General features: G+C 69.7%; 23 protein-coding genes. 11 read left to right on the top strand and 12 right to left on the bottom strand.

The genetic code is table 11. The annotated features are described in order from the left end of the window. Positions 1-146 precede the first annotated feature (146 nt). The 3 genes from ACOZ38_RS41360 (at position 147) to ACOZ38_RS41350 (ending at position 1,855) form a co-directional block, all read left to right on the top strand. Positions 147-935: a Bax inhibitor-1/YccA family protein gene (locus tag ACOZ38_RS41360; protein ID WP_424536311.1), complete on the top strand. Its 789-nt coding sequence runs from the start codon at positions 147-149 to the stop codon at positions 933-935. Positions 936-1,131: 196 nt separating this feature from the next. Beyond that, positions 1,132-1,365 carry a DUF4287 domain-containing protein gene (locus tag ACOZ38_RS41355; protein ID WP_358551373.1) on the top strand — a complete coding sequence of 78 codons (234 nt, stop codon included), beginning with the start codon at positions 1,132-1,134 and terminating at the stop codon, positions 1,363-1,365. Positions 1,366-1,444: 79 nt separating this feature from the next. Further along, the gene (locus tag ACOZ38_RS41350) at positions 1,445-1,855 is read left to right on the top strand and encodes a PPOX class F420-dependent oxidoreductase (protein ID WP_424536310.1); all 411 of its coding nucleotides are present in this window, start codon (positions 1,445-1,447) and stop codon (positions 1,853-1,855) included. Here the strand turns inward: ACOZ38_RS41350 and ACOZ38_RS41345 are convergent. The 3 genes from ACOZ38_RS41345 to ACOZ38_RS41335 all read right to left on the bottom strand — a co-directional run bounded on the left by ACOZ38_RS41345 (position 1,852) and on the right by ACOZ38_RS41335 (position 5,657). Continuing rightward, entirely contained in the window at positions 1,852-3,072 is a 1,221-nt protein-coding gene (locus ACOZ38_RS41345; protein ID WP_405141794.1) for an acetyl-CoA C-acetyltransferase, read from the bottom strand. The genes ACOZ38_RS41350 and ACOZ38_RS41345 overlap by 4 nt on opposite strands. A 167-nt stretch (positions 3,073-3,239) precedes the next feature. Next, the gene (locus ACOZ38_RS41340) at positions 3,240-4,607 is read right to left on the bottom strand and encodes a hypothetical protein (protein ID WP_424536309.1); all 1,368 of its coding nucleotides are present in this window, start codon (positions 4,605-4,607) and stop codon (positions 3,240-3,242) included. A gap of 51 nt (positions 4,608-4,658) precedes the next feature. Then, positions 4,659-5,657 carry an SGNH/GDSL hydrolase family protein gene (locus ACOZ38_RS41335; RefSeq protein ID WP_424536308.1) on the bottom strand — a complete coding sequence of 333 codons (999 nt, stop codon included), beginning with the start codon at positions 5,655-5,657 and terminating at the stop codon, positions 4,659-4,661. A 286-nt stretch (positions 5,658-5,943) separates the two neighbouring features. Here ACOZ38_RS41335 and ACOZ38_RS41330 point away from each other — a divergent pair, with 286 nt between their 5' ends. Next, positions 5,944-7,323: a cystathionine beta-synthase gene (locus tag ACOZ38_RS41330; protein ID WP_424536307.1), complete on the top strand. Its 1,380-nt coding sequence runs from the start codon at positions 5,944-5,946 to the stop codon at positions 7,321-7,323. Between the two features lie 109 nt (positions 7,324-7,432). Here the strand turns inward: ACOZ38_RS41330 and ACOZ38_RS41325 are convergent, their stop codons facing one another. Continuing rightward, positions 7,433-8,593 (bottom strand): sensor histidine kinase, encoded by a 1,161-nt coding sequence (locus tag ACOZ38_RS41325; protein WP_424536306.1) that lies wholly within the window; start codon positions 8,591-8,593, stop codon positions 7,433-7,435. A 141-nt stretch (positions 8,594-8,734) separates the two neighbouring features. After that, on the bottom strand, positions 8,735-9,994 hold the full coding sequence (locus ACOZ38_RS41320; protein ID WP_424536305.1) for an MMPL family transporter: 1,260 nt from the start codon (positions 9,992-9,994) through the stop codon (positions 8,735-8,737). A 208-nt stretch (positions 9,995-10,202) separates the two neighbouring features. Between ACOZ38_RS41320 and ACOZ38_RS41315 the strand changes: the two genes are divergently transcribed. Then, positions 10,203-11,345 carry a cystathionine gamma-synthase gene (locus tag ACOZ38_RS41315; RefSeq protein ID WP_424536304.1) on the top strand — a complete coding sequence of 381 codons (1,143 nt, stop codon included), beginning with the start codon at positions 10,203-10,205 and terminating at the stop codon, positions 11,343-11,345. Between the two features lie 16 nt (positions 11,346-11,361). Here the strand turns inward: ACOZ38_RS41315 and ACOZ38_RS41310 are convergent, their stop codons facing one another. The 4 genes from ACOZ38_RS41310 to ACOZ38_RS41295 form a co-directional block, all read right to left on the bottom strand. Then, entirely contained in the window at positions 11,362-11,793 is a 432-nt protein-coding gene (locus ACOZ38_RS41310; RefSeq protein WP_405141783.1) for a hypothetical protein, read from the bottom strand. A gap of 74 nt (positions 11,794-11,867) precedes the next feature. Further along, complete coding sequence (locus ACOZ38_RS41305; protein ID WP_424536303.1) at positions 11,868-12,014, bottom strand: hypothetical protein; 147 nt, start codon at positions 12,012-12,014, stop codon at positions 11,868-11,870. Between the two features lie 182 nt (positions 12,015-12,196). Next, on the bottom strand, positions 12,197-14,155 hold the full coding sequence (locus ACOZ38_RS41300) for a vWA domain-containing protein (protein WP_424536302.1): 1,959 nt from the start codon (positions 14,153-14,155) through the stop codon (positions 12,197-12,199). 132 nt (positions 14,156-14,287) lie between these two features. Further along, positions 14,288-15,808, bottom strand: coding sequence for a sigma 54-interacting transcriptional regulator (locus ACOZ38_RS41295; RefSeq protein ID WP_424536301.1), 1,521 nt, complete (start codon positions 15,806-15,808; stop codon positions 14,288-14,290). A 122-nt stretch (positions 15,809-15,930) separates the two neighbouring features. Between ACOZ38_RS41295 and ACOZ38_RS41290 the strand changes: the two genes are divergently transcribed. The 4 genes from ACOZ38_RS41290 (at position 15,931) to ilvA (ending at position 19,826) form a co-directional block, all read left to right on the top strand. Beyond that, positions 15,931-17,151, top strand: a complete 1,221-nt coding sequence (locus tag ACOZ38_RS41290; protein WP_424536300.1) for an FIST signal transduction protein — start codon at positions 15,931-15,933, stop codon at positions 17,149-17,151. Between the two features lie 87 nt (positions 17,152-17,238). Continuing rightward, entirely contained in the window at positions 17,239-17,811 is a 573-nt protein-coding gene (locus ACOZ38_RS41285; protein ID WP_424536299.1) for an RNA polymerase sigma factor, read from the top strand. Beyond that, positions 17,808-18,494 carry a hypothetical protein gene (locus tag ACOZ38_RS41280; RefSeq protein WP_424536298.1) on the top strand — a complete coding sequence of 229 codons (687 nt, stop codon included), beginning with the start codon at positions 17,808-17,810 and terminating at the stop codon, positions 18,492-18,494. Before ACOZ38_RS41285 ends, ACOZ38_RS41280 begins: the two co-directional genes overlap by 4 nt. 117 nt (positions 18,495-18,611) lie before the next feature. Further along, a complete protein-coding gene (gene ilvA, locus ACOZ38_RS41275; protein ID WP_405141770.1) occupies positions 18,612-19,826 on the top strand; it encodes a threonine ammonia-lyase in 1,215 nt (404 codons plus the stop codon). On the opposite strand, the gene ACOZ38_RS41270 is transcribed toward ilvA, so the two are convergent. From ACOZ38_RS41270 to hppD, 3 genes are read right to left on the bottom strand one after another with little or no spacing between them, the layout of a single operon-like run. Continuing rightward, entirely contained in the window at positions 19,819-21,270 is a 1,452-nt protein-coding gene (locus ACOZ38_RS41270) for a M1 family metallopeptidase (RefSeq protein WP_424536297.1), read from the bottom strand. The genes ilvA and ACOZ38_RS41270 overlap by 8 nt on opposite strands. 32 nt (positions 21,271-21,302) lie before the next feature. Beyond that, entirely contained in the window at positions 21,303-21,740 is a 438-nt protein-coding gene (locus tag ACOZ38_RS41265) for an RDD family protein (protein WP_424536296.1), read from the bottom strand. A gap of 41 nt (positions 21,741-21,781) precedes the next feature. Next, entirely contained in the window at positions 21,782-22,855 is a 1,074-nt protein-coding gene (hppD, locus tag ACOZ38_RS41260; RefSeq protein ID WP_405141766.1) for a 4-hydroxyphenylpyruvate dioxygenase, read from the bottom strand. Between the two features lie 129 nt (positions 22,856-22,984). Here hppD and ACOZ38_RS41255 point away from each other — a divergent pair, with 129 nt between their 5' ends. Both ACOZ38_RS41255 and ACOZ38_RS41250 read left to right on the top strand, forming a co-directional pair. Further along, positions 22,985-23,464 (top strand): Lrp/AsnC family transcriptional regulator, encoded by a 480-nt coding sequence (locus ACOZ38_RS41255; RefSeq protein ID WP_424536295.1) that lies wholly within the window; start codon positions 22,985-22,987, stop codon positions 23,462-23,464. A gap of 240 nt (positions 23,465-23,704) precedes the next feature. Continuing rightward, positions 23,705-25,846, top strand: coding sequence for a transglycosylase domain-containing protein (locus tag ACOZ38_RS41250; RefSeq protein ID WP_424536294.1), 2,142 nt, complete (start codon positions 23,705-23,707; stop codon positions 25,844-25,846). The last annotated feature ends 67 nt before the right edge of the window (positions 25,847-25,913 follow it).

Here is a 25,913-nt window from a genome sequence, read left to right as displayed (position 1 = left end):
TGGATCTCGGTATGCCGGGGTCTGGCGGTGACATACGGCAGGGGCCATCCTGACCGCCAGAACAGATGTAAAGCTATGTGCTACAGGCGGCACTCCCTGTGAGGCTCGACCGAACAGGCTGATCGCAGGTCGCAGTGGAGGCAGTGATGCAGAGCAGGAACCCGGTCCTGAACAAACTGGGGCAGAACAATCGTCAGACCTGGGGCGGTCCCGCGGCGAGCCCCGAGTACTTGCAGAACATGTACAACGCCCCGTCGTACGCTCCCCCCACCGCGACGCGGCCCATGACCATCGACGACGTCGTCGTACGCGGGTTCATCACGCTCGGCACCCTCGTGGTGACCGCCGCTATCGCGTGGTACCTCAACTTCAGCGTGGCGATCGCCCTCCCCGCGGTGATCGTGGGCCTGGTGCTCGGCCTGGTCATCTCGTTCAAGCAGAGCACGAACCCCGCGCTGATCCTCGGCTACTCCGTCGCCTACGGCCTCGCCGTCGGGGTGATCAGCAGGACGTACAACGACGTGTACTCCGGCATCGTCTTCCAGGCGGTGCTCGGCACGATGGTGGCGTTCGCGGGCGTGCTGTCGGTGTACGCGCTCAAGATCTTCCGGCCGACGCCGAAGTTCACCAAGTTCGTCGTCGCCGCCGGCATCGCCGCGGTCGGGCTGATGGTTCTCAACATGCTCGTCGGCATCTTCACCTCCGGCGGCCTCGGCCTTCGCACCGACAGCCCCATCGGCTGGATCTTCAGCGTGGCGATGATCCTGCTCGGCTGCTTCTTCCTGCTGCTCGACTTCGACGCGGTGGAGAAGGGTGTGCGGGCCGGCGTCCCCGAGAAGTACTCCTGGCTGATGGCCTTCGGCCTCACGGTGAGCCTCGTCTGGCTCTACCTGGAGATCCTCCGGTTCATCAGCTTCTTCTTCAACAACGACTAGATCCTCTGGCAGAGGATCGCCCGGCGGGTTTCGGCCGGCCGTTTCTCTTTGGCATGGCCATGGAACCGTTGGGTAAGCCCACACACAGCGACTAATGATCTACCTCGTGTAAGAGAAGGCTGGCCATTGGGGGCTTGCCATCACGGGGCTGGTGATGCAGTGTCAAGCAAAAGAGGCTTCACTCATGGAGGTGCCCATGTCGTTGAACCACTCACCGGAGACGCAGAACAAGCTGATTGCCAGGGTTCCGGACATCACCGGACGCGCACTCCCAGAGTGGTTCCAAGCCATCGACAACGGCCCGGCTTTCCTACGGTGTGACGAACGGGCCAACTGGCTCGCCGACGAGCACGGGCTGACCCACGGCTACGCCGCGGCGATCGTGATCGAGCACGAGCGGCAGCGCCGTTCCCGCATGGGCTTCATGTAAGCCCCTGCCTGCCTAGCGCGCCCACGCCATCGCATGGCGTGGGCGCGACTCCGTTCCGGGCATGGATCATCATGGAGACATGGATCTCGACAAGGCCCGTGAATTCATCAGGAACAACCACCGTGCGGTGATGGTGACCACGCACGCCGACGGCCGCACGCAGACCTCACCGGTCACCGTCGGTCTGGACGCCGACGGCCGTGCGATCGTCAGCACCCGTGAGACCGCCGCCAAGACCCGCAACCTCCGCGCCAACCCCGCCGTCACGCTGTGCGTGATGACCGACGCCTTCTTCGGCGACTGGATCCAGGTGGAGGGGACCGCCGAGATCGTGTCCCTCCCCGAGGCGATGGAGCCCCTGGTCGAGTACTACCGGGGCATCGCCGGCGAGCACCCCGACTGGGACGACTACCGTGCGGCCATGACCCGGGACCGGCGCGTGATCGCCCGCATCGAGCTCACGCGCGCCGGCCCCGACGTCCACGGCTAGTTCAGGCGCTCAAGCACCATGGCCATGCCCTGGCCCCCGCCGACGCACATCGTCTCCAGGCCGATCGCCTTGTCGTGGAAGCGCAGGCCGTTGATCAGGGTGGAGGTGATGCGGGCGCCCGTCATGCCGAACGGGTGCCCGACGGCGATGGCGCCCCCGTTGACGTTGAGCCGGTCGATGTCGATGCCGAGCTCCTGGTACGACGGGATGACCTGGGCGGCGAACGCCTCGTTGATCTCGACGAGGTCGACGTCGCTGATCGACATGCCCGCCCGGCTCAGCGCCTGGCGAGACGCCTCCACCGGTCCGAGGCCCATGATCTCGGGGGACAGGCCCGTGACGCCGGTCGACACGATGCGGGCCAGCGGCGTGATGCCCAGCTCGGCCGCCTTCACGTCGCTCATCACGATCACCGCGGCGCCGCCGTCGTTGAGCGGGCAGCAGTTGCCCGCCGTGACCGTGCCGTCGGGCCGGAACACCGGCTTGAGCTGGGAGACGGCCTCGTAGGTGGTGCCGGGCCTCGGCCCGTCGTCCTTGCTCACCACGGTGCCGTCCGGCAGGGTCACCGGCGTGATGTCCTGCTCCCAGAAGCCGTTGGCCAGGGCCTTCTCAGCGAGGTTCTGCGAGCGGACGCCGAACTCGTCCTGCTCCCCGCGGCTGACGCCGCGGATGCCGGCGACGTTCTCGGCGGTCTGGCCCATGGCGATGTAGACGTCGGGGAGCTGGCCGTCCTGGCGCGGGTCGTGCCATTCGGGGCCGCCGCCCTGGGCGCCGGCGTCGGTGCGGGTCTTGGCGTCCAGGAACAGGGGGTTGGTGGTGTCGGGCAGCGAGTCGGAGCTGCCCTTGGCGAAGCGGGAGACGGTCTCGACCCCCGCCGAGATGAACACGTCTCCCTCGCCCGCCTTGATGGCGTGGAACGCCATGCGGGTGGTCTGCAGCGACGAGGAGCAGTAGCGGGTGACCGTGGTGCCAGGGACGCGGTCGAGACCGAGCAGCACGGACACCACGCGGGCCATGTTGAAGCCCTGCTCGCCGCCCGGCAGGCCGCAGCCCAGCATCAGGTCGTCGACGTCGTTGGGATCGAGCTGAGGGACCTTGTCCAGCGCGGCCTTGATCATCTGAGCGGTCAGGTCGTCGGGACGGATGTCCTTGAGCGACCCCTTGAAGGCTCGGCCGATCGGCGAACGTGCGGTCGCGACGATTACTGCCTCGGGCATTTGGCTCTCCTGGGTTCGTGGCAGGGCTCCCTTCAGCGGAGGTTACCGTGCGGTAGGGCGGATGCCACGCCCCGGGGCACCAAGAAACAGAACTATGTACGGCAAGCAGCAGAAAGGCCCCGTGATCGGATCACGGGGCCCTGAACGGCGGGTATCCGGAGCCGGCGTCAGCCGTACATGCCGGGAGCGGTGCCGGTGGTGTCCCTGATGGCGTGCAGGGCGCCCTTCTCGTCACGCCAGAGGCGCCAGCCGTCCTGGCTGCCGGTGAACCACGCGGGCGGAGTCCCCGCGGGGCCGGGCACGCGCTTGCCGGTCGCCAGGTCGAACTCGCACAGGGAGGCCACGGAGTAGAAGCCCTGGGGCAGCCCGGCCAGCGGCAGCGGCTTGGGGTCGGTGACGCAGAAGGACCAGCCGCGCTGGTCCTTCACCGGGGTGGGCTGCCCGGAGGGCAGGTCGAACGCGGAGCCCGAACCGTTGGGCTTGAGGAAGTCGAGCCTGCCCATGTCTTTGGGGAACGCGAGCCACCAGCCGGTGCCCGGCACCTGACCGGCGGCGATCTGGCCGATCACGCGGCCGGAGCCGGGATCGAGCCGGGCGAAGCCGCCGTACTGGCCCTGCTCGTCGATGGGCCGCACCACGGGCGCGAAGCCGGGGCTGCCGCTCGGGTAGACGCGTACGACCGAGGGGCGCAGCCAGTTGACGGTGCCGTTCGAGAGCTTGATCGAGAAGAGGCCGAAGGCCGAGGTCCTGTTCTTCTTGGGGTTGGTGTACGGGGCGACGTAGCCGACGAGGTTTTCCCCGGAGGTGCCGAAGGCCCAGCCGCCCGACAGGTCGATGCCGGTGCTGAGTGCCTGCTCGACCGGAAGCTGCCAGACCGGCGCCCCGGTCTTCAGGTCGTGGGCGGAAAGGACGGGGTGCCTGGCCATGCGGAGCATGACGACCCTGGACTGATCGGACCACTCCACCTCGCTGATGCCGGGAAGCGTCCACAGGAGCTTGCCGGTGAGCGGGTCGAGCACGACCATGCGGGCCGAGGCCAGCGCGGTGTTCTCCGACATGCACAGGTACGGGCCGCACCGCTGCGGGCCGAAGGTCGACTGGACGGGCCTGGACCACTTCTTCTGGCCGGTGCGCGCGTCGCGGACGATCAGCGTGGCGTTCCACCTGCCGCGCTTCGCCGGGTCGACGGCGGCGACGACCGCCTGGCCCTGACCGGTCTCGACCGCGGCGGGCGGCTGCACGCCCATGCCGGGCAGGCGCCCGGCGATCGTCGCTGGATGGGCCCACAGCCTCCTGCCGCGGGCGAGGTCGAGGGCGGCGGTCTCCAGCGTGCCGTCCGGCTTCAGCGAGGTCACGGCGGCCACGCCGGCCGCCACGGTGGCGCGGCTGACGGCGTTCACCTCGCCGTTGAGCCAGGTCGGATGGGTCTCCTCGATGGCCGCCTTGCTGCTGGAGCAACCAGCCAGGGCGAGGACCCCGGCAAGGGCCCCGGCAAGGCGCAGAGCCGGTTTCGCTAAAGGCCGGATCACGGGCATTCCACTCCAATGCGGGCAGTGTGACGACTGCGTCGCGGAGGGTGACCGGGTTCAGGCGCTGCGAGGCATCGTCCCTGGCCGGCGGCGAAGTATCGTGGCCCACCTTCCTTGGGGGCCGGTCGCTCGGCCGGCGACGCGGGTCGCGGTGACCTCGGTGCCGGACTCCTCCGCGGCGATGGCCGCCGCGAGGTAAATCGATTGCGATCCCTCGCCACGCTCGGGTGCGAGCTCGGGCCACAACCCCAACGCGGCGCATACAGAAGGTAGCACTACGTAAGCGGACCGTTGGTAACCTCGCGCAGATGGGTGATATCGATCGGGTCCGAACATTTCGCCCGGATATGAGGCGAATTCCGGGCCGAGGATGTCCGCGAACGCGACCGTGCGACCGCCCTCCTCGATCACCACGACCGTCTGGGCCGCGGCGAGCTGGCGGCTCCACAGCCGCGTGACCCAGCGCAGCGGCTGGCCGATCGGCCTGATCGTGCCGAGGTCGGGGCACGTGCCCACGACGACCTCCGCGCCCGCCTCGCGGAGCCTCCGCACCGCCTTCTGCAGGTGCCGTACGGCCTCGGCCGGCTTGGTCTGGGTGGTGACGTCGTTGGCGCCCACGAAGATCACGGCGATGTCGGGCTCCGTCCTGAGCGCCCGGTCCACCTGCAGGGTGAGGTCGGCGGACACCGCGCCGGACCTGCCGAAGACGTCCAGCCGCACGGGGCGCTCGGCGATGGCGGCCAGGCCGTTGGCCAGCAGCACGGCGGGGGTCGTGGACGGGTCGGTCATGCCGAGCCCCACGGAGGTCGAGTCGCCGAGCATGACCAGCTTGATGGGCTCGACCGCCACGTCACCGTGGCTCGGCCACTCCCCGTAGATGCCGTCGGAGGCGGGCCCCTCCATGCCGTGCGGGCGGCCGACGATCCTTCGTGCGAGCATCGCCTCGGCCATCAGCAGGCCGTACACGGCCGCTCCGAGGGCGGTGACGCCCCCGCTGCCCAGGGCGGCCGCGGTCGCGATACGGCGGGCTGCCCGTGCGGTTCCCGGCGTCCACATCACTGCCGTTGTCCTTCCTGATCCCTGTACCTTCGTCGTGGTTGCCCGTTGTGGTGTCAGTGGTCATATGCGCTGGCTTGTAGCTGTTTTCATGGTCTGATCATGGTCTTGACACTATGATCGCGGCCGTTCCGATTCGTGATGGCGCGACTCGCGGACGCCTGTCCCTTGGGTTGGTAGTCGTGACGGTACGGTGAGGAGTTGAACCCGCCGGACACCTGATCACCCATCGGATATCCGGCATCGGCAAGCTGACAAAGCTTCGGCAAATGAGGTGTTATTCCCGGTGCGCGTACACGACTCGCTCATCGAGCTCATGGGCGACACCCCGCTCGTACGGCTCCGCAAGGTCACGGCCGGCGTATCCGCGCAGGTATTGGCGAAGGTCGAGTACTTCAACCCGGGCGGCTCGGTGAAGGACCGCATCGCGCTGCGCATGGTCGAGGCGGCCGAGCGGTCAGGAGAGCTGCGTCCCGGCGGCACGATCGTGGAGCCCACGTCGGGCAACACCGGCATCGGGCTGGCGATCGTCGCCCAGGACAGGGGCTACCGCTGCCTGTTCGTCGTGCCGGACAAGGTGGCGCAGGACAAGATCGCGGTGCTCAGGGCGTACGGCGCCGAGGTCGTCGTCTGCCCGACGGCGGTCTCGCCCGACCACCCGGAGTCCTACTACTCGGTCTCCGACCGGCTGGCGCGCGAGATCCCGAACGCCTGGAAGCCCGACCAGTACTCCAACCCGGAGAACCCCGCAAGTCACTACCACTCGACCGGGCCCGAGATCTGGGACCAGACCGACGGGCGGATCACCCACTTCGTCGCGGGGGTGGGCACCGGCGGCACGATCAGCGGCACCGGCCGCTACCTCAAGGACGTCTCGGGGGGCCGGGTCCAGGTCATCGGCGCCGACCCCGAAGGCTCGGTCTACTCCGGCGGCTCCGGGCGGCCGTACCTGGTGGAGGGCGTCGGCGAGGACATCTGGCCCGCCACCTACGACACCACGGTGGCCGACCGCATCATCGCGGTCTCCGACAAGGACTCCTTCGGGATGACCCGGCGCCTGGCGCGCGAGGAGGCCCTGCTCGTCGGGGGTTCCTGCGGCATGGCGGTCGTGGCGGCGCTGAAGGTGGCGGCCGAGGCCGGGCCCGACGCCATCGTGGTCGTCCTGCTGCCGGACGGCGGGCGTGGCTACCTTTCCAAGATCTTCAACGACGACTGGATGGCCGACTACGGCTTCCTGACGTCCACGAGCGACGAAGGGCTGGTCGGCGACGTGCTCGGCCGCAAGTCGCCCGGGCTGCCGGAGTTCGTGCACACGCACCCGCACGAGTCGGTCAGCACGGCGATCGCCATCATGCGCGAGTACAGCGTGTCGCAGCTCCCCGTCATGAAGGAAGAGCCCCCGGTCATGGCGGCCGAGGTGGTCGGCTCGATCGTCGAGCGCGACCTGCTGGAGGCCCTCTACCGGGGCAAGCTGCGGGGGGAGGACCCGATCGCGGACCACATGTCGGCGCCGCTCCCCATGATCGGCTCGGGCGAGCCCGTCTCGGTGGCCATCGAGGCGCTGGAGAAGGCCGACGCCACGGTGGTCCTCGACGACGGCAAGCCGATCGGCCTGATCACCAGGCAGGACCTGCTCGCCTTCCTCGCGAGCGGAGCGAGCGCCTGAACCAACACAGCCTCGCGAGCGCGGCGAGCGCCTGAAGAACACAGCCTGTGGGCAACTTGTGAAGAGCTGAGACCGGGTGCGGGGCCGAGGGAGGGCGCGGCACCCGGGCTCAGAGGCGGGCCGGCTCGTGGCCTGCGGGGAACCAGGCGCGGACCTCCCAGGCCCCCTCGGGGGTGGGGCCCGCGACGAGGTTCCCGCCGAGGGCCTTGACCCGCTCGGCCATGCCCACCAGGCCGAACCCGCCGCCCAGCCGGGCGACGCGCGGGTCGGAGGGCGATCGGTGGTTGCGGACGCACAGCAGCACCCCCCGTTCGGCAGGCCCCAGCTCGGCCCGCACCCAGCCGGTGCCGGGCGCGTGCCGCCGTACGTTCGTCAGGGACTCCTGCAGGACGCGGTGCAGGGTGGTGAGCACCTCGGGCGCCAGCTCGGACTCGCTGAGGCCCTGACGGACGTCGAAGTCCACCTGGGGGCCGCCCGCCGAGAACCTTTCGACGAGCACCCGCAGGTCGGTGAGCGTGGTGCCGGGGTTGCGGGACGCGTCGTCGTCGGCCCTGAGCACCCCGACCAGGCGGCGCATGGAGGTCAGCGCGTCCGCTCCCGCGTTGGCGATCGCTTCGAGCGAGGGCACGACGGCCTCGGGCTTCTGCGCGGCCACGGTTCTCGCCGCCTGCGCCTGGACCACGATGCCGGTGATGTGGTGGGCGACCAGGTCGTGCAGCTCCCTGGCGAGCTCCAGGCGTTCGGCCCTCCGGACGGCGTTCACCGTCTCCAGGCGGTGTTCTCGCTGGTAGCGAAGGTAGCTGCCGATGCCCATCGCCACCGCCCAGGCGACGAAGAACAGGAAGCCGAAGCCGACGGCCGAGGTCTTCTGGGTGCGCAGGCCGGCGGACAGTTCGAGGGTGACCATCGCGAGCACCGAGAGCAGCACGGCGAGCCTGAGCGGCGTGACCCAGCGCAGCGCCCCCACGGTGAGCAGCAGCAGCGCTCCGGCTTCGGCGAAGCCGGGGGAGCCCGTCCAGTGGAAGACGCCGGTGAACAGCGACACTCCGGCGGACATCCCCATGAGCAGGACCATGCCCTGGACACGGAACCGCTCGCGCAGCAGGTACGCCCCGATGCCGATGAGCCCGCACAGCGGCGCCGCGAACTGCGCCCGGCCCATCGCGACCGCGATCGCCGTGTCGCCGAGGAGGATCAGCCCGAGCCAGCCGACCAGCGCGATCTCGCTGAGCCGCCGGATCCAGTACACGAGCCGATGGGTTTCCCTCACGGTCGTCGAGGGTAATCGGAGCACCGCGGCACAGGATCGGCCATTCGGCCGACCCCCACCGCCGGACGGACGCTCAGGGCGCGTGGAGCCGCCGCCGGACGGACGTACAGGCCGCGTGTGGACCCGCCTCCGGACGGATGCTCAGGCCGGGTGGGCGTCGCCGGGTGAGGCCAGGTGCGCGTCCGGCCGGTGCACCTCGGGGGCCGGGGCGGCGTCGGGCCACCACGCGCGGGCGCCGAGCATCGCGGTGAGCCCCGGGACGATCACCAGCGCGAGCGCCGCGCCCCCGGCGACCAGGCACACGCCGGACAGCACATCGTAAATCGCCGCGGTGAGCGTCCCCGTGGCCAGCAGGGCCGCGAGCGCGGGCGGGGCCGCGTACTTGGCGGCCAAGGCCGAGGAGGTACGGGGGTCACGGCCGGTACGGGCCGTCTCGCGCACCCGGGCGAGCACGAGCAGGGCGGTGGAGACGCTGACGACCAGCACGAACATGAACACGGCGATCTGGTCCCCGGGCCGGGCGGCGGCGGTGCCGGCTGCCCAGGCGACGAGTAACGCTCCCGCCGTGAGGTAGACCGGGGAGATCAGACTCCGGAGCACCAGCGCGAGAACGAGCGCGACCAGCACCCCGGCTACGGCCACGACGGGGAGGGGCAGCGGGGAGGGCACCAGCACCGGCCCGATCGCCCCCATCGCGACGATCAGCCCCGCCGCCAGGGACGTCCACGTGCCCGGGTGGGCGGCGACGGCCAGCCCGAACCTCGCCATGGCCGCCGGCCGTCCCGTGCGGCGCCGCCGCCGTGCGGGCCACACCAGCCGGGAGCCCAGCACGGCGAGCACGGCGGGGAGCAGGGTGAGCACGACGAGCAGCTGCACCGAGGCCGTCACGGCGAGCGCGGGGCCGAGACCGCGCGGGTAGGCGCCGAGGGGCAGCGCGCCGCAGGAGGCGATCCAGGCCGCGCCCGCCGTGGCGACCACCGTCCCGGCCTGGTCCAGCGAGGTGCGCACGGCGTGCGCGGGCCCGTCGCCAGAGGCCAGGCGCTCCCTGAACCGGTGGATCAGCATGGTCGCGCACGCCGTCGTCGTGCCATAGGCGAACAGGCCCGGCGGGGTGGGCAGGCCCAGGGCCGAGATCGCCGTGGCGGACAGGCTGTGGACGGCCACCGCCGCCAGCAGGGCTGTCAGCGTCGCGGCGGGGGAGCGGAGGAAGGCGAGGAGCGCGAGGAGCGCGACGGCGGCGCCGAACGCTCCCGACGCGCCGACCGGCAGCGGCCCGTACCCGCCGGAGACGCCGGGGAGCGTGTCAGGCCGGGCCGCCAGCGCGGCGGCGAGCACGGCCGTCCAGCAGGCCAGCACCCACCACGCATGGCGGGTCGTGAGCCTGCCGATGACGTCGAGCATTCGCCGTGGTCCCGTCGTGAGCACGTCGCGGGCGCCCGGAACGGCCTCCGCTGGTGCGGTGAGGTGAAGGCGGGAAGGGGGTTCCCAGCCGACGGTAGGCGGTGGTGAAGGGGGTTGCCATCGGACGGCGGGTTGATCCTCGTCTCGTCCTTCCGCCGTAGGCCCGCGGCGCGGTTTCGTCCTCCGGGAGGGGCGATAGCGTGGAGCCATGATTGAAGGCTTCGAGACTTTGGCCATCCACGCAGGCCAGGAGCCCGACCCGCACACCGGTGCGGTCGTGCCTCCCATCTACGCCGTGTCCACGTACAAGCAGGACGGCGTCGGCGGGCTGCGGGCCGGATATGAGTACAGCCGCTCGGCGAACCCCACCAGGAACTCTCTGGAGGAGTGCCTGGCGGCCATCGAGGGCGGGACGCGCGGGCTGGCCTTCGCCTCCGGCCTCGCCGCCGAGGACACCCTGCTGCGCACGGTGTGCAGGCCGGGCGACCACGTGATCATCCCGGACGACGCCTACGGCGGCACGTACCGGCTGTTCGCCAAGGTCCTCTCGCGGTGGGGGCTGCACTACGACCCGGTGCCGCTCGGCGACGTGGAGGCGGTGCGCGCGGCCATCCGTCCCGACACCAGGGCGATCTGGGTGGAGACCCCGACCAACCCGCTGCTGGGCATCGCCGACGTCGAGGCGCTCGCCTCCATCGCCCACCAGGCGGACGCCCTGCTGCTGGTGGACAACACCTTCGCCTCGCCCTACCTCCAGCAGCCGCTGGCGCTGGGTGCCGACGTGGTGGTCCACTCCACCACCAAGTACATCGGGGGCCACTCCGACGTGGTCGGCGGGGCCCTGATCACCCGCGACCGCAACCTCGGCGACGAGCTGGCCTACCACCAGAACGCCATGGGAAGCGTCGCGGGCCCGTTCGACTCCTGGCTGACCTTGCGCGGCATCAAGACGCTCGCCCTGCGCATGGAGCGCCACTGCGACAACGCCGAGCAGGTCGTCGACATGCTGCTCTCGCACCCTCGCGTCACCGAGGTGTTCTATCCGGGGCTGGCTGATCACCCCGGCCACGAGGTGGCCGCCAAGCAGATGAGGCGGTTCGGCGGCATAGTGTCGTTCCGCGTCGTGGGCGGTGAGGCCGAGGCGCTGGAGATCTGCGACCGCACGAAGCTGTTCACCCTCGGCGAGTCGCTCGGGGGCGTCGAGTCGCTGATCGAGCACCCCGGCCGCATGACCCACGCCTCGGTCGCCGGAACGGCCCTGGAGGTGCCCTCCGACCTGATCCGCCTGTCGGTCGGCATCGAGACGGCCAGCGACCTGATCGGCGACCTCAGGCAGGCTCTGGGCTCCTAGGGGGCCAAGGGCGCGCTCAGGGGTTGAACCACACCATCAGCACCAGGATCACGAGCCAGATGAGGGCCATGACCGACGAGAGGGTGGCGATGCGTCCGGTCTGAACCTTGGCGTCGTCCTCCGGAGTCTCGTTGGAGAGCACGCGGACGGCGGTGCTCTGGTCACGATCGATGATGACCAGCAGCACCGCCGCCACGATGAACAGCGTCATCGACACCGACAAGTACGGCTTGCCGATGTTGGCGCCCGCCAGCGCGAGCCCGAACAGGAACACGCCGAGGGTCAGCACGCCGAAGATGCGCGTGCTGCGGTGCAGGTAGCGCAGCACGGAGGCATCTCTGGCCCGGATGTATCGCGGGGTGAACATGGTGGCGGCGGTCAGCGGGCCGATCGCGAAGATCGCGAAGCCGATGTGCAGCCAGAGCAGAAGTTTGTCGAGGAACGACATGCCGCTGAGGCTATCGTCTCTGTGATCAGCGGGGAACGGCCGTCGGACAACCGTACGAAATCATGAGCGCGCGCTCATGGTTTCGGGACGTCCTCCTGTGCCGTCTCGGCGGGGGTCTTGGGGACGGGCGGCTTCGGGGAACGGTGCCGGTTGTTCACGGTGACCTCGAACATCGTCACCGTGAAGATCATGAGGAGGAGGAGAGCGACTGCCGCGAACATGGCACCCTCCTTTCGGGACGGGCCGACCTCGGGGATCTCGGGTAAATCACCCTTTATGAATATCCTCCGAGATCGCATATCGATCGGCAACTGATTAACACCCGGCCCGACAAAGCGTATTGATTGTCCTTTCCCGAAAAGTGCGCCGGAAGATGGACATACCCCCGCAAACCGCTATTCAGTCAGCGGGTGCGGCGAGACCGCAGGAAGTCGCTGACGACGTACTCCCCGAGGCGGTCGGCGCTCGGGGAGAAGACCCGGCCGCCGTTGCGCCTGGCCACCTCGTCCACGAATTCCTTGAGCCGCTCGTCCGTGGCCAGCATGAACACGTTGATCGTCGCCCGGCGGCGGGTCATCTTGTCGACCTCCGCCAGCGTGAGCTCCAGGGTCTCGCGGGAGGGCGGCCACTCGAACCAGTAACGGCCGTTCCGCATGAGGTGGGCGGTCGGCTCGCCGTCGGTGACGACGAGCACCACGGGCTCGAAGTCGGGGTGCCGGTCGAGGTGGCGGCCCGCGATCAGCAGCGCGTGGTGCAGGTTCGTGCCCTGGACCATGTCCCATTCGAGCCCGGCCAGCTCCTCGGCCTGCAGCACGCGGGCGTAGTTGGAGAAGCCGATGATCTGGACGGCGTCCCCGGGGAACTTGGACGCGACCAAGGCCTGCAGGGCCAGCGCCGTCTGCTTGGCGGGCGCCCAGGTGCCGCGCAAGGCCATGGAGTACGACAGGTCGACCAGCAGGCACACCGCCGCCGCCGTCCTCCGCTCGGTCTCGGCCACCTCGAAGTCGTCCACCGACAGCGACACCCGGCCGTCGCCGCCGGCGGGGCCTCCCCGGCGAACGCCGTTGACCAGGGTGCGCACCACGTCCAGTGGCTGCTCGTCGCCGAAGCGCCACGGGCGGGACGAGCCGGTCAGCTCGCCGGCCGCTCCCGCGTCACGCTGGTCGTGGTCGCCGCGCCTGCCGGCGTCCAGCGAGTCGAAGACCCTGCGCAGGGCGGTCTCCCCGAGCCGGCGCACGGCCTTCGGGGTGAGCTCCAGCTTGCCGCGCTGCCGCCGGAGGTACCCCTGCTCCTCCAGCTCGCGCTCGATCTGCTTGAGCGTCTCCAGGTCGTCGACGGCCGACCGGCCCAGGGCACGGCGGATCGCGGCCTCGTCGATGTCGTCGAGCCGGGCTCCGGGGTAGTCCTGGCGGAGCGCCTCCTCCAGCCGGCCGAGGTCGGCGAGCTCCTCCAGGGCGCTGACGGCGTCGCCCATGCCGAGGGGCTGGTCGCCGTTCATCTGCTCAGGGGTGTCCCACGCGAGGTCGGGGCGGCGGGCGTACAGGGACTCGCCGAGGCGGGCCATCTGCTCGCCCAGGCCGGCCTGTCGCAGCGTCTGGTCGATCAGCCCCTGCAACTCCTGGCGCTGCTCCGGGGTCATGGACGCGAGCATCCGCTGGGCCGCTGCGGACCTGCGGGCCAGGATGTCGACCAGCTCTTCGAGATTGCGGGGATTCTCCGGAAAGAATTCCCCATGCTTCTGCATGAATTGGTCGAAATCATCTTGGGTGTGCTCGCCGCGGGCGTCTCGGTCCAGCATGTCGTTCAGATCCGACATCATCTGCCGGACCCGTTCCATCGTCTCTGGATCGGGATTCGCCAGGGCTTCCCGCATGCCGCGGAACCTGCTGTCGAGGACCTCCCTGCGCAGCAGGTCGCGCAGCTCCTCGAACGTCTGGCGGGCCGCCGCCGAGCGCCACTCGTACGAGCTCAACTGCTGCACCGCGCTCGCGGTGTCGCTCGGCACCGTGTCGAGCTCCGACTCGCGCAGCCGCGCGTCGTCGGAGGGGTCGGGGAACAGCTCGGCCCGTTCCTGGCCGATGGCCTTGTCCAGAAGGGACCTGGCGCGTTCTAGCGTGCCGTCGAGGCTGCCGCGTTCCCGCAGCTCCCGGCGGCGCTTGCGCACCTCGCGCAGCAACTCGTCGAGGCCGCGCCGGTCCTGTGCGCCGGGCAGGCCCCGCCTGAGCAGGTCGTTGAGGGAGTCCATCGGGCTGGACCCGGAAAGGATCGCGTCGCCCATCTCGTCGAGCGCGGCGCGCACGTCGTACGGCGGCGCCAGCGGATCGGGCCCGTCCTGGTACTCGCCGTATCGGTAGCCACTCATCTTTTGTGAGCCTAATCGTCGTGTGTCCGATGTGCGAGGAAACGCCAAGCGCCGCCCCGCCGCGCGAGGCACGGCGGGACCGAAGGCGGCTCACCGGCCAGGGGACGCCGCCTCCGGTGGCGGAGCCCGGGCTCAGGTGCGGTAGACGGCGCCCCCGTCGACCTCGTCCTTGGACAGGCGCCGCATGAGATAGAGCCCTTCGAGGGCGAACTCCAGCGCGGCGGCGGCGTGCCCGGGGGACTCGTCGCCCTCGCCCATGCCCACGGCGGACATGATCTTGGCGAGGCCGTTGACGGGGCCGATCTGCTGGAGCAGGTCGGTGGCCGGGGTCAGCTCACCGGACTCGATCTGGACGCCCTCGCTGAACTTGTCCAGCAGCGCCGACAGGTCCAGGCCACCGAGGGTGCCGCGGAAGGTCTCCGCGGTGGCCCGGCGCAGCAGGTGGGCGAGCACCTCGACCTCGCGGCCCTCCTCGCTCACCTCGAACTCCACCTTGCCGCGCAGCGTGGGGACGATGCCGGGCAGGTCGCACACCCGGGTCACCGGGCGCTCCTCGCCGGTCAGGGCGGCACGCCGTACGGCCGAGGCGGCGGCCGTCTCGGCGGCGGCGATCGCGAAGCGGGCGGAGACGCCGGAGCGCGAGTCCACCGCCGTCGACTCCCGCACCAGGCGGGTGAACCGGGCGATGGTCTCCACCAGGTGCTCGGGCAGCTCGGCGCTCAGCCCGGCAGGCTCGCCCGCCGCGAAGTCCCCTGCCGGGTCCTGGCCCCGCCAGTTGAGCGCGGCCTCCTGGCGGATGAGGTCGAGCTCGTCCTCCAGGGTCAGCGGGTAGTGGGTGCGGATCTCGGCCCCGAACCGGTCCTTGAGCGGGGTGATGATCCGTCCCCGGTTGGTGTAGTCCTCGGGGTTCGCGCTGGCGATCAGCAGCAGGTCCAGGGGCAGCCGCAGGTTGTAGCCGCGTACCTGGATGTCGCGCTCCTCCAGCACGTTGAGCAGCGACACCTGGATGCGCTCGGCCAGGTCGGGCAGCTCGTTGACCGAGAAGACGCCCCGGTTGGTGCGGGGCACCAGGCCGTAGTGGACGGTCTCGGGGTCGCCGAGCGTGCGGCCTTCCGCGATCTTGATCGGGTCGACGTCGCCGATCAGGTCGCCGACCGAGGTGTCCGGCGTGGCGAGCTTCTCGCCGTACCGGTCGTCGCGGTGCTTCCAGGCGATCTCCAGCTCCTCGCCGTGCTCGGCGGCGAGCTTCACGCAGCGGACGCACGCGGGGGAGTACGGATGGTCGTTGATCTCGCAGCCGTCGACCACCGGGGTCCACTCGTCGAGCAGGCGGGTGATCGTGCGGATGAGCCGGGTCTTGCCCTGGCCGCGCTCGCCTAGCAGCACCAGGTCGTGGCCCGCCAGCAGGGCCCGCTCGAGGTGAGGGAGCACGGTGTCGTCGAATCCGACGATGCCCGGGAATCTCGGCGTGCCTGAGCGTAATCTGTCGAGCAGGTTTTCGCGGATCTCCGCCTTGACCGTGCGATAGGTGTGACCACTTTCGCGCAGGTCGCGGAGAGTGCGAGCTTGCGGCGTTTCACTTCGCTGTGTGGGCGATTCATGCACGGGAACGAGACTACGTCGCGCGGGGGGGATGCGGCAGCTTATACACATTTCGGATCTTGACCATTGCGTGACGCTATGCGCGCGTCGTTACTCCCGTAGTGGGGAGAATCCGGCCAAGAGGGGCAAATGGCCGACACTACGACTCGCGACGGAACGAGGAGGCGAGGCGTGTGGCAGTGCTGACGAGCCGGTTCGCGGACGGTCTCGCCGTGGGCTCCGACCTGGTGGTGGCCGCGGAGACCGCCGTGCGCCAAGCCCTCTCCGGTCTGTCGGGGCCGCCCGACCTGGTGTGCTTCTTCATCTGCGGCGAGGACCCCGAGGACGTCGCCCGCGCCGGGCTCCGCGCCATGCGCATGGCGCCGGGGGCCCAGGTCATCGGGTGCAGCGCCACCGGCGTGATCGGCGACAGCCAGGGGGTCGAGCTGACCTCGGCGGTCAGCGCCTGGGCCGCGAGCCTCGGCGGCGGGCGGGTCACGACCTTCGCGCTGGAGACCCTCCGCATGGAGGACCGCTTCGTGATCATCGGTCTGCCCGACCGGGGGGCCGACGACCAGGTGGCGATACTGCTGGCGGACCCTTACAGCTTCCCGACCGACGCCTTCGTGGAGCACTCGGCCGACGTCCTCGGCAACCTCCCGCTGGTGGGCGGGCTGGCCAACGGCATGCGGGGCCAGGGTTCCGTACGCCTGTTCGCGGGCGGCGAGATGTACACCGAGGGCGCGATCGGCGTGATGCTGAGCGGCCCCCTCAATGTCAGCACCGTCGTCAGCCAGGGCTGCCGTCCCATCGGCCCCACCATGGTCGTCACCCGCTCCGAGGAGAACCTTCTGCTGGAGCTGGCCGGGCAGCCCGCGCTCGCCCGCCTGGAGGACATCGTCAGCGGTCTCGACGAGGAGGACCGCGAGCTGGTCGCGTCCGGCCTGCAGATCGGCGTCGCGATGGACGAGTACGCCGAGAGCCACGAGCGGGGCGACTTCCTGATCCGCGGCATCCTCGGCATCGACCCTGAGCGCGAGGCCGTGGCGGTGGGCGACGTGCTCGACATCGGGCAGAGCGTCCGCTTCCAGGTCCGCGACGCCGCCACGGCCGACGAGGACCTGTACGAGCTGCTGGACGCCCACGTCGAGCAGCGCGGGCGCATCGACGGCGCGCTGCTGTTCTCCTGCAACGGCAGGGGCTCCGCCATGTTCGGCAGCCCCGACCACGACGTGCTGGCGCTCCACGACACCCTGGGCCCGGTCGGCACGGCGGGGTTCTTCGCCGCCGGCGAGGTCGGCCCGGTCGCCGGGCACAACCACGTGCACGGGTTCTCCGCCTCGATCCTCGTCTTCTCCAGCGGCGCGGGCCAGAACGGCTCCGACGGCGGCCAGAAGGCGGCCCACGGGGTCTGAGCCCACTAGCAGGCCTTGATGTAACGCTTTGTGGCTCTTCGTCCAAGCAGTGAGGTAAGCACTCGGACGACGAAGGGAGCGAAGCAGGTGCGCCTCAGACAACCGGGGTTGGCGGAGATCGCCGATGACCCCGACGCCTTCGAAGCCTTCTACCGGCGCCACTTCGACGAGGTGACGCGTTTCCTGGCCCGCCGGGTAGGCGATCCCCACACGGTCGCCGATCTCGTCGCGGAGGTCTTCCTCGCCGTGCTCGACTCGGCGCACACCTACCGGCCGGGCCGCGGGAGCGAGGTCGCGTGGCTGTACGGCGTGGCGCGCAACACCGTCCTTGCCGAACGGCGGCGGGCCGCGCGCGAGCTCCGGGCCGGCAGCCGGATCGCGGGCCGCAGGCTGCTGGAAGGCGACGACCTGGCACGCCTGGAAGACCGGATCGACGCGGAAAGCCCGGCGCGCCGGGCGCTCCAGGCCATGACCGGACTGCCGGAGAGCGAACGGGCGCTGCTGGAGCTGGTCGTGGTCGACCAGCTCACCGTGTCGGAGGCCGCCGCCGCCCTAGGCATCCGGCAGGGCACCGCCCGCGTCAGGCTCCACCGTGCCAGGCGCTCGCTCCAGCGGGTTCCCGGCGTCGTACCGCCCCTTGTGATGGAAGGAACCAGATGAACGACACATTCGAGGACAGGTTGCTCGCGGAGCTCAAGACGGAGATGTCCGTCAGGCCGCCACAGGGGCGCGCCCCCGCTCCGCGGTGGACCACCGGCCGAAAATTCCTGGCGGTGACAGCGGTGGCCGGAACGGCGGCGGCGGCGGCGATCGCCGTGCCACTGGTGACCGGGACCGGTGCCCCGGCCTACGCGGTGACCAAGAACCCTGACGGGTCGGTCACCCTCACGATCCGCGAGTTCCGCGACCCGGAGGGCGTCGAGAGGGAACTGGCCGCCGCGGGGGTGCGCGCCGACGTCACGTACATGCCGCTGGGCAAGCGGTGCGAGAGGCCAGGGTTCCGTCCCCTGGACGCGGACCAGGCGAACATGCCGACCGTCCAGGAGCTCGCGAGCAACGATCCCGCGGTGCGGGCGAAGGTCAGGGAGAAGCTCGCCGGCTCGCCCTCCGGGAAGGCCATACGGATGCGGGACGGCATCACGATCTACCCCCGGTACGTCCAGCGTGACCAGACCGTGGTGCTGGAGATCGCGGAGAACCCGAAGGAGCCGACGGTGCGGAACCCGGGGGTCGCCTGGAGCTTCAGTGGCAGGCTGACGGACGGGCCCGTCAACCCGTGCAAGCTCGTGGACGACCCCGGGGCGTTCGACATCGGGGACGCCACGCCGCCGCCGGGCAGCTGACCCCGCCCGACGGGGCTTTCGCCCCGAATCCGGGTGTGAATAGGGGGCCTCCCCAGCCGCCGGACTGATGGTGGGCCGGTGCGGGTGCGTCCGGCCGGGGAGTGGGAGACTTCGGGCATGGCGCACCCTGAGGTGACCTACGACGATGTGGTCGCCGCCCGTGAACTGCTCGACAACGTGGTCATCCGCACGCCGTTGTTGCATTCCCGGGTCCTGTCCGAGCTCATCGGCGGCCCGGTCTACCTCAAGTGCGAGAACCTCCAGCGGGCCGGCTCGTTCAAGGTCAGGGGCGCGTACGTGCGCATCGCCCGGCTCACCGACGAGGAGCGCTCCCGGGGCGTGGTCGCGGCGAGCGCCGGCAACCACGCCCAGGGGGTGGCTCTGGCGTCGGGGCTGCTGGGCTGCAAGTCCACGGTGTTCATGCCCCACGGAGCGCCGCTGCCGAAGGTCGAGGCGACCCGCTCGTACGGCGCCGATGTGATCTTCGCGGGCACGACCGTCGACCACGCGCTGGCGGCGGCCAAGGAGCACGCCGACGAGACCGGGGCCGTCTTCATCCACCCGTTCGACCACCCCGACGTCGTGGCCGGTCAGGGCACCCTGGGGCTGGAGATCCTCGAACAGCTCCCCGAGGTGGGCACGATCACGCTCGCGGTAGGCGGCGGCGGGCTCGCGGCGGGGGTCGCCCTCGCCGCGAAGTCCATGCGGCCGGGCGTGCGCATCGTGGGCGTGCAGGCCGAGCGGGCCGCCGCCTACCCCGCGTCACTCGCCGCGGGGCACCCGGTCGTGGTGGAGCCCGTGTCGACCATGGCCGACGGCATCGCGGTCGGCCGTCCCGGCGACATCACCTTCGAAATGATCCACTACCTGGTGGACAGCGTGGTCACGGTGTCGGAGGAGACGCTGTCGCGGGCGCTCCTGCTCTGCCTGGAGCGCACCAAGATGGTCGTGGAGCCCGCCGGAGTGGCCGGGGTCGCCGCGCTGCTCGACTGGCCGCACGCCTTCGAGCCGCCCGTGGTCGTGGTGCTCTCGGGGGGCAACATCGACCCGCTGCTGCTGTCGAAGGTGCTGCGCCACGGCCTGTCGGTCGCCGGGCGCTACCTGGCCTTCCGCATCAGGCTCCCCGACCGCCCCGGGGCGCTCGCCACGCTGCTCAGCCGCCTGGCGGACCTCGGGGCCAACGTGCTCGACGTGGGCCACGAGCGCATGGACCCCCGGCTCCACCTCGACGAGGCAGAGGTGCTGATGCATCTGGAGACCAAGGGGCCCATCCACTGCGATGAGGTGCTCACCGGCCTGCGCCGCTACGGCTACAAGCTCATCTTCAGCTGAGCGCGGGGCGCTGCGGCTTGAAGAGCCAGGCGTCGAACAGGTCGCCGAGCTGCTTGCCCGAGAGCTTCTCGGCGAGCTGGACGAACTCGCCGGTGGTGACGCCGCCGTACTTGTGCTGCTCGGTCCACGTGCGCAGGAGCTTGAAGAACGTCTCGTCGCCGATGCGCTTGCGCAGGACGTGCAGCGTCATGGCGCCACGGACGTAGACCGAGGTGTTGAAGAGGTCCTGCCGCTGGGCCACCCCGGGCGGGTACTTCCAGAGGGGCGCCGTCTTGGCCGAGTAGTAGTCCTGGAAGGTCTTCTCGGCGGTGAGGCCGCCGTTGTGCTCGGTCCAGAGCCACTCGGCGTACGTCGCGAAGCCCTCGTTGAGCCACAGGTCCTTCCACCGGGTGATGCTCAGGCTGTCGCCGAACCACTGATGGGCGAGCTCGTGGGCGATGATGCTCTCGTCCGGCTCGAACCCTCCGTACATCGGCTTGGTCTGGTTCTCCAGGGCGTAACCGGTGGAGAAGTCGTCGATCACGCCGCCCGTGGAGTTGAAGGGATACGGCCCGAAGACCTTCGACCAGTAGTCGGTCACCTTGGCGGAGGTCGAGTACAGGAAGCCGAGGTCGTTCTTGAACGCCGGGTCGGTCGCCGCGTACACCGGGATGCCGCCCGGCGACTTGCCGGTCTTGACGTCGAACTTCCCGAGCGTGATCGTCGCGAGGTAGGTCGCCATCGGGTGGCCCTCGTGCCAGGCGAAGGTGGAGGTGCCACCGGAGGTGACCGGGTCGCCGCGCAGCTCGCCGTTGGCGACGACCGTGGTGCCGGCGGGCACCGTGACGTCGAAGTCGTACGTCGCCTTGTCGGAAGGGTGGTCGTTGCACGGGAACCAGGTCTTGGCGCCGTTGGGCTCGCTGGTGACGAACGCGCCGTCCTTGGTGGGGATGAAGCCGTAGGTGCCGAGGTTGGAGGAGTTGCGCACGGGGTCCGGCTTGCCGGCGTAGTCGACGGCGACCTCGAAGTCGGTGCCGTTGGCTATCACGGCGGCGGGGCTGACGGTGAGCTCGTCGCCCTCCCTGGCGAACTTCGCGTCCTTGCCGTCGACGGTGACCTTGCGCACGGTGAACCCGTGCAGGTCGAGGTTGAAACTCGACAGGCTCTGAATGGCCTTGGCCTTGACGCTCGCCGTGCCCGAGAGCTTCTTGGTCGGGGGGTCGTAGGCCAGCTTCAGCGCGTAGTGGCCGACGTCGTAGCCGCCGTTGCCGTCGAGGGGGAAGTCGGGATCGCCGATGCCCGCCGCGCCGGGCGTGCCTACCCCGGACTGGGCGGACTGCGCGTTGCCGGCGTCGGGTGCCGGGCTCTGCGCCGTCGCCCCGCTCGAGGCGGTACAGGCGTTCAGACCGAGAACGGTCGCGGACAGCATGGCGGTGGTCAGCCGCTTGGGCCCCTTCAGCTGCATGTCGTGCAGCCTACGGGAGAAAGACCAGGTCATCAGGCGTCTACGACAATGGTCGAGGCGGCTTTGTCGTGCAATGCCTGCTTCTTTCCGTCAAACAGGATCCACGCCACGTCGATGAGACCCAGGCAACACACCACGCCCAAGATCCCGTACACGGCCTCGCGTACCGCCGCCTGCCCCGGCGAGACGGGCTCCTGGGTGGGGTCTCGCACGACCCGCAGCCCGAACAGCTTCTTGCCCACGGTCTGGCCGCGCCAGAACGCCGTCAGCAGCCAGTAGTAAAGAAACCAGACGATCGCGACGACGACCCCGTTGCTCGCATGCACCACCTCGTATGCCCCATCCGGCATCCGCTCGGCCACCGTGGAGGAGAACGGCGAGGTGATCAGTCCCACGATCAGGATGTCGAGAATGCCGGCGAACAGGCGTCTCCACCGCCCTGCGAGGGGCGCCGGCCCTGGTGATCCCATGCGTATGTGATCACCAGGATGCCCTCACCGCAAACAAGCGATCACAGGTTGCCGCGCCGGTCCTGCTCCCGCTCGATCGCCTCGAACAGGGCCTTGAAGTTGCCCTTGCCGAAGCCGAGCGAGCCGTGGCGCTCGATGAACTCGAAGAACACCGTCGGGCGGTCCTGCACGGGCTTGGTGAAGATCTGCAGCAGGTAGCCGTCCTCGTCGCGGTCGACCAGGATGCGCTGCCGCTTGAGCTCCTCGATGGGAGCGCGCACCTCGCCGATCCTCGCGCGCAGCGCCGGGTCGTCGTAGTACGAGTCGGGCGTGTCGAGGAACTCGACCCCGGCCGCGCGCATCTGCTCGACGGTCCTGATGATGTCGTTCGTGGCGAGCGCGATGTGCTGGACGCCGGGACCGCCGTAGAACTCCAGGTACTCGTCGATCTGCGACTTCTTGCGGCTGATCGCCGGCTCGTTCAGCGGGAACTTCACCTTGCGGGTGCCGTTCGCGACGACCTTGGACATCAGCGCGGAGTACTCGGTCGCGATGTCGTCGCCGATGAACTCCGCCATGTTGGTGAAGCCCATGACCCGCTTGTAGAAGTCCACCCACTCGTCCATCTTGCCGAGCTCGACGTTGCCCACGCAGTGGTCCACGGCCTGGAAGTACCTCTTGGCCGGGGGCTCGACCAGCGGCTGGGCAGGCACGTAGCCGGGCAGGTAGGTGCCGCTGTAGTTCGACCGGTCGACGAGCGTGTGCCGCGTCTCGCCGTACGCGGCGATGGCCGCCACGACGACCTTGCCCTTCTCGTCCTCGATCGTGTACGGCTCCGCGAGCCCGCGGGCGCCGGCCGCGACGGCGTGCGCGTAGGCGCCTTCCACGTCCGGGACGTCGAGGGCCAGGTCGATCACGCCGTCGCCGTGCTCCGCCACGTGGCGGGCGATCTCGGTGCCCGGCCGTACCGAGCCGCGCAGCTCGAAGCGCGCGCTTCCGGAGGTCAGCACGTAGGCCACCTCGTCCCGGCTTCCCGTCTCGGGCCCCTTGTACGCGACCAGGCGCATCCCGAAGGCCGAGGAGTAGTAGTGCGCCGCCTGCTTGGCGTTGCCTACCGCGAAGACCACCGAATCCATGCCGTGTACTGGAAATACATCGCTCATGAGGTCACTCTCAGATGAGGTGACCTATATGTGCAAGTGTTACCCAAACTGGTAGGCAGATTGACTAGCCATCCTGGACCTCCAGGGGTAATCCTGTACAGCATGATGATTGACGAGCTGGACGTACGGCTCATCTCTCTTCTCGCCGCCGAGCCGCGCGTGGGCGTCCTGGAGGCGTCCAGAAGGCTGAACGTGGCCCGGGGGACCGTCCAGGCGAGGCTCGACCGGCTCGTGGAGAGCGGCGTGATCACCGGGTTCGGCCCCGACGTCGACCCCGCCGCCCTGGGGTACCAGGTGACCGCGTTCGTCACTCTGCAGATACGGCAGGTCAGCGGCCATGAGCCGGTCGCGAGCCTGCTCGCGTCCATTCCGGAAGTGCTGGAGGTCCACACGATCACCGGTGGCGGTGACATGCTGTGCCGGGTGGTCGCGAGGAGCAACGCCGATCTTCAGCGGGTCATCGACCTGATCGTCGACGTCGAGGGGGTGGCGCGCACGTCGTCGGTGATCGCCCTGGACACGCCGGTCGCCTACCGGGTGCTGCCTCTCGTGGCCGGCACTCCGCGTCACCGTGACCGCTAGAGCCGCGCGTCTGAGCCCTACGTGGTTTCGTACGAAGACGTGGCAATAAGCAGATCTGTCCCGTACGCATATCGGGGAACCCGCGAGCATGTCCCATACGCGGACCTGGAAATCTGCGAGCCTGTGCAATGCGGAGATCGTGGGGCCACTCGACGAGCGGAGCACCGGTATATATCGTCTAATCTGGGTGATCTGTCCGCTTACGGGGGGTTTGCTGGGCAGCGGATCGGGGGTTGAGCCGTGCGGGACCAAGAGAAGAAGCGCTGGTCGAGGCGTCGTCTTCTCCGCCGATTCCTCATCGCCGGTGGCATCGCCGTTCTCGGCATCGTCGCGATGGTGGCCGTGGTCTGGGTTCTGACGCCGATCCCCGACACCACCCAGAAGGACGCGACCGCGCAGGGCTCGCTCATCTACTACCGCGACGGCAAGACGGTGCTCGCCCGGCAGGGCGTGAACCGCAAGAACGTCCCGCTCGAAAAAGTGCCCAAGGTAGTGCGTGATGCGGTCATTTCCGTCGAGAACCGTACTTTCTACCAGGACCAGGGCGTGTCTTTGCAGGGCACCGCTCGCGCCATGTGGTCGACCGTGACCGGCAACCAGGTGCAGGGCGGTTCGACGATCACCCAGCAACTGGTGCGCAACTACTACAGCGGGCTCAGCCAGGAGCGGTCGGCCACGCGCAAGTTCAAAGAGATCATGATCTCGCTGAAGGTGGATCGCTCCAAGTCCAAGTCCTGGGTGCTGGAGCAGTACCTCAACACCATCTACTTCGGCCGGGGTGCGCACGGCATCCAGGCCGCCGCGCAGGCCTACTTCGGCAAGGACGTCAGCAAGCTGACCGCGTCGCAGGGCGCCTACCTCGCGGCCGTGATCCAGCAGCCGTCGCGCTTCGCCGCGCCCCAGGGCGCCGACCTGGACGCCGCCAAGGCCCGCTGGCAGACCGTGGTCGACGCCATGGTGCAGACGCGCTCGCTCGACCGGTCCGAGGCCGCGACGCTGACCTTCCCCAAGCTCGCCAAGCTCAAGAACCCGCTCTCGCTCAACGGCCAGAAGGGCTACATCCTCGCCCAGGTACGGGCGGAGCTGAACCGCCGGGGCCTCTCCGACGAGGACATCCAGCAGGGCGGCCTCAAGATCACGACGACGTTCGACAAGGGGCTCATGGCCATCGCCGAGCGCGCCGTCGAGGAGACCCTGCCCTCGGACACCTCCGGCAAGGTGCGCACCGGCCTCGCCGCCGTCGACCCGGGCACCGGTGAGGTCGTCGCCTTCTACGGTGGCAAGGACTACACCGAGAACCAGTACGACAACGCGTTCTCGGCGAAGGTCCAGGCCGGGTCCACGTTCAAGCCGTACACGCTGGCCGCCGCGCTGGAGAACGGCCTCGACCTGAACACCCGGGTCAACGGCAACTCGCCCATCCGGGTCGCCTCGGCGAAGGACCCGATCCCCAACTCCGGCGGCACCTCGTACGGCTCGTCCATCGACCTGGTCGAGGCGACGCGCAACTCGGTGAACACCGCCTTCGTCGACCTCGCGCAGAAGGTCGGGCTGAAGAAGGTCGCCAAGGCCGCCGAGGCCGCGGGCATCCCGGCCGGACAGCTGGCCAAGCAGAAGGACTACCCGACCTTCCCGCTCGGCACCGCATCGGTCAGCGCCGTCCAGCAGGCATCGGGATTCGCCACCTTCGCCGCCAACGGCATCCACAGGGAATCGCACGTCATCCGCTCGGTCACCGACGCCAAGGGTCACACCAGCAAGTTCACCGCGACCGGCGTCCGCGCGTTCAGCGAGCAGACGGCCGCGGACGCGACGTACGCCATGCAGCAGGTGGTGGAGGGCGGCACCGGCACGGCCGCCCGGTTGTACGACCGCCCCGTGGCCGGCAAGACCGGCACCAGCGACTCCTCCAGCTCAGTGTGGTTCGTCGGGTACACCCCGCAGCTCTCGACCGCCGTGAACATGTTCCGCGACGACAACAAGACCGTGAGCGTCCCCGGGTACGGCGCGCTGTTCGGCGGCTCCCTGCCGGCGCAGGTCTGGCGGGCGTTCATGTCCGAGGCGATGTCGGGCAGGCCGGTCAAGGACTTCCCCGGCTCCACGTCGTACGACCCGTACTACAACGACTGGAACGGCGGCTTCAACGGCTGGGGCGACAACGGCAACGGGAACGGCTGGGGCAACAACCGGAACAACAGGACGCCCCGGAACGACCAGGCTCCCGCGTCGCCGGACCCGCAGCGGCCCGACACCCGGCCGACGCCGAACCCCGACACCACCGGCAGCCCTGATCCCAACCCCAACCCCACCACCGGACCCGACGGCACCCCTCCCCTTCAGCCCGACAACCGCCCCGTCGAAACCCCACCCCCACCGGGCTGACACGAACCGGGTCGGCGATAGGAATCGCCGTCGTCCCGGCATTTGCTCCCACCCGTCACCCGCTTGA

Origin of the sequence: Sphaerisporangium viridialbum (assembly GCF_049674955.1) — a bacterium.
In the GTDB taxonomy this organism is placed as follows: Bacteria; Actinomycetota; Actinomycetes; order Streptosporangiales; family Streptosporangiaceae; genus Sphaerisporangium; species Sphaerisporangium viridialbum.
The sequence above is the reverse complement of the archived record's forward strand: the minus strand, read 5'-3'. Positions and strand labels throughout refer to the sequence as shown.

Coding starts and splice junctions, on each gene's coding strand:
- ACOZ38_RS41360 (WP_424536311.1), top strand. CDS start 147: ATGCAGAGCAGGAACCCGGTCCTGAACAAACTGGGGCAGAACAATCGT.
- ACOZ38_RS41355 (WP_358551373.1), top strand. CDS start 1,132: ATGTCGTTGAACCACTCACCGGAGACGCAGAACAAGCTGATTGCCAGG.
- ACOZ38_RS41350 (WP_424536310.1), top strand. CDS start 1,445: ATGGATCTCGACAAGGCCCGTGAATTCATCAGGAACAACCACCGTGCG.
- ACOZ38_RS41345 (WP_405141794.1), bottom strand. CDS start 3,072: ATGCCCGAGGCAGTAATCGTCGCGACCGCACGTTCGCCGATCGGCCGA.
- ACOZ38_RS41340 (WP_424536309.1), bottom strand. CDS start 4,607: ATGCCCGTGATCCGGCCTTTAGCGAAACCGGCTCTGCGCCTTGCCGGG.
- ACOZ38_RS41335 (WP_424536308.1), bottom strand. CDS start 5,657: ATGTGGACGCCGGGAACCGCACGGGCAGCCCGCCGTATCGCGACCGCG.
- ACOZ38_RS41320 (WP_424536305.1), bottom strand. CDS start 9,994: ATGCTCGACGTCATCGGCAGGCTCACGACCCGCCATGCGTGGTGGGTG.
- ACOZ38_RS41315 (WP_424536304.1), top strand. CDS start 10,203: ATGATTGAAGGCTTCGAGACTTTGGCCATCCACGCAGGCCAGGAGCCC.
- ACOZ38_RS41310 (WP_405141783.1), bottom strand. CDS start 11,793: ATGTCGTTCCTCGACAAACTTCTGCTCTGGCTGCACATCGGCTTCGCG.
- ACOZ38_RS41305 (WP_424536303.1), bottom strand. CDS start 12,014: ATGTTCGCGGCAGTCGCTCTCCTCCTCCTCATGATCTTCACGGTGACG.
- ACOZ38_RS41300 (WP_424536302.1), bottom strand. CDS start 14,155: ATGAGTGGCTACCGATACGGCGAGTACCAGGACGGGCCCGATCCGCTG.
- ACOZ38_RS41295 (WP_424536301.1), bottom strand. CDS start 15,808: ATGTGTATAAGCTGCCGCATCCCCCCCGCGCGACGTAGTCTCGTTCCC.
- ACOZ38_RS41280 (WP_424536298.1), top strand. CDS start 17,808: ATGAACGACACATTCGAGGACAGGTTGCTCGCGGAGCTCAAGACGGAG.
- ilvA (WP_405141770.1), top strand. CDS start 18,612: ATGGCGCACCCTGAGGTGACCTACGACGATGTGGTCGCCGCCCGTGAA.
- ACOZ38_RS41270 (WP_424536297.1), bottom strand. CDS start 21,270: ATGCAGCTGAAGGGGCCCAAGCGGCTGACCACCGCCATGCTGTCCGCG.
- ACOZ38_RS41265 (WP_424536296.1), bottom strand. CDS start 21,740: ATGGGATCACCAGGGCCGGCGCCCCTCGCAGGGCGGTGGAGACGCCTG.
- hppD (WP_405141766.1), bottom strand. CDS start 22,855: ATGGATTCGGTGGTCTTCGCGGTAGGCAACGCCAAGCAGGCGGCGCAC.
- ACOZ38_RS41255 (WP_424536295.1), top strand. CDS start 22,985: ATGATGATTGACGAGCTGGACGTACGGCTCATCTCTCTTCTCGCCGCC.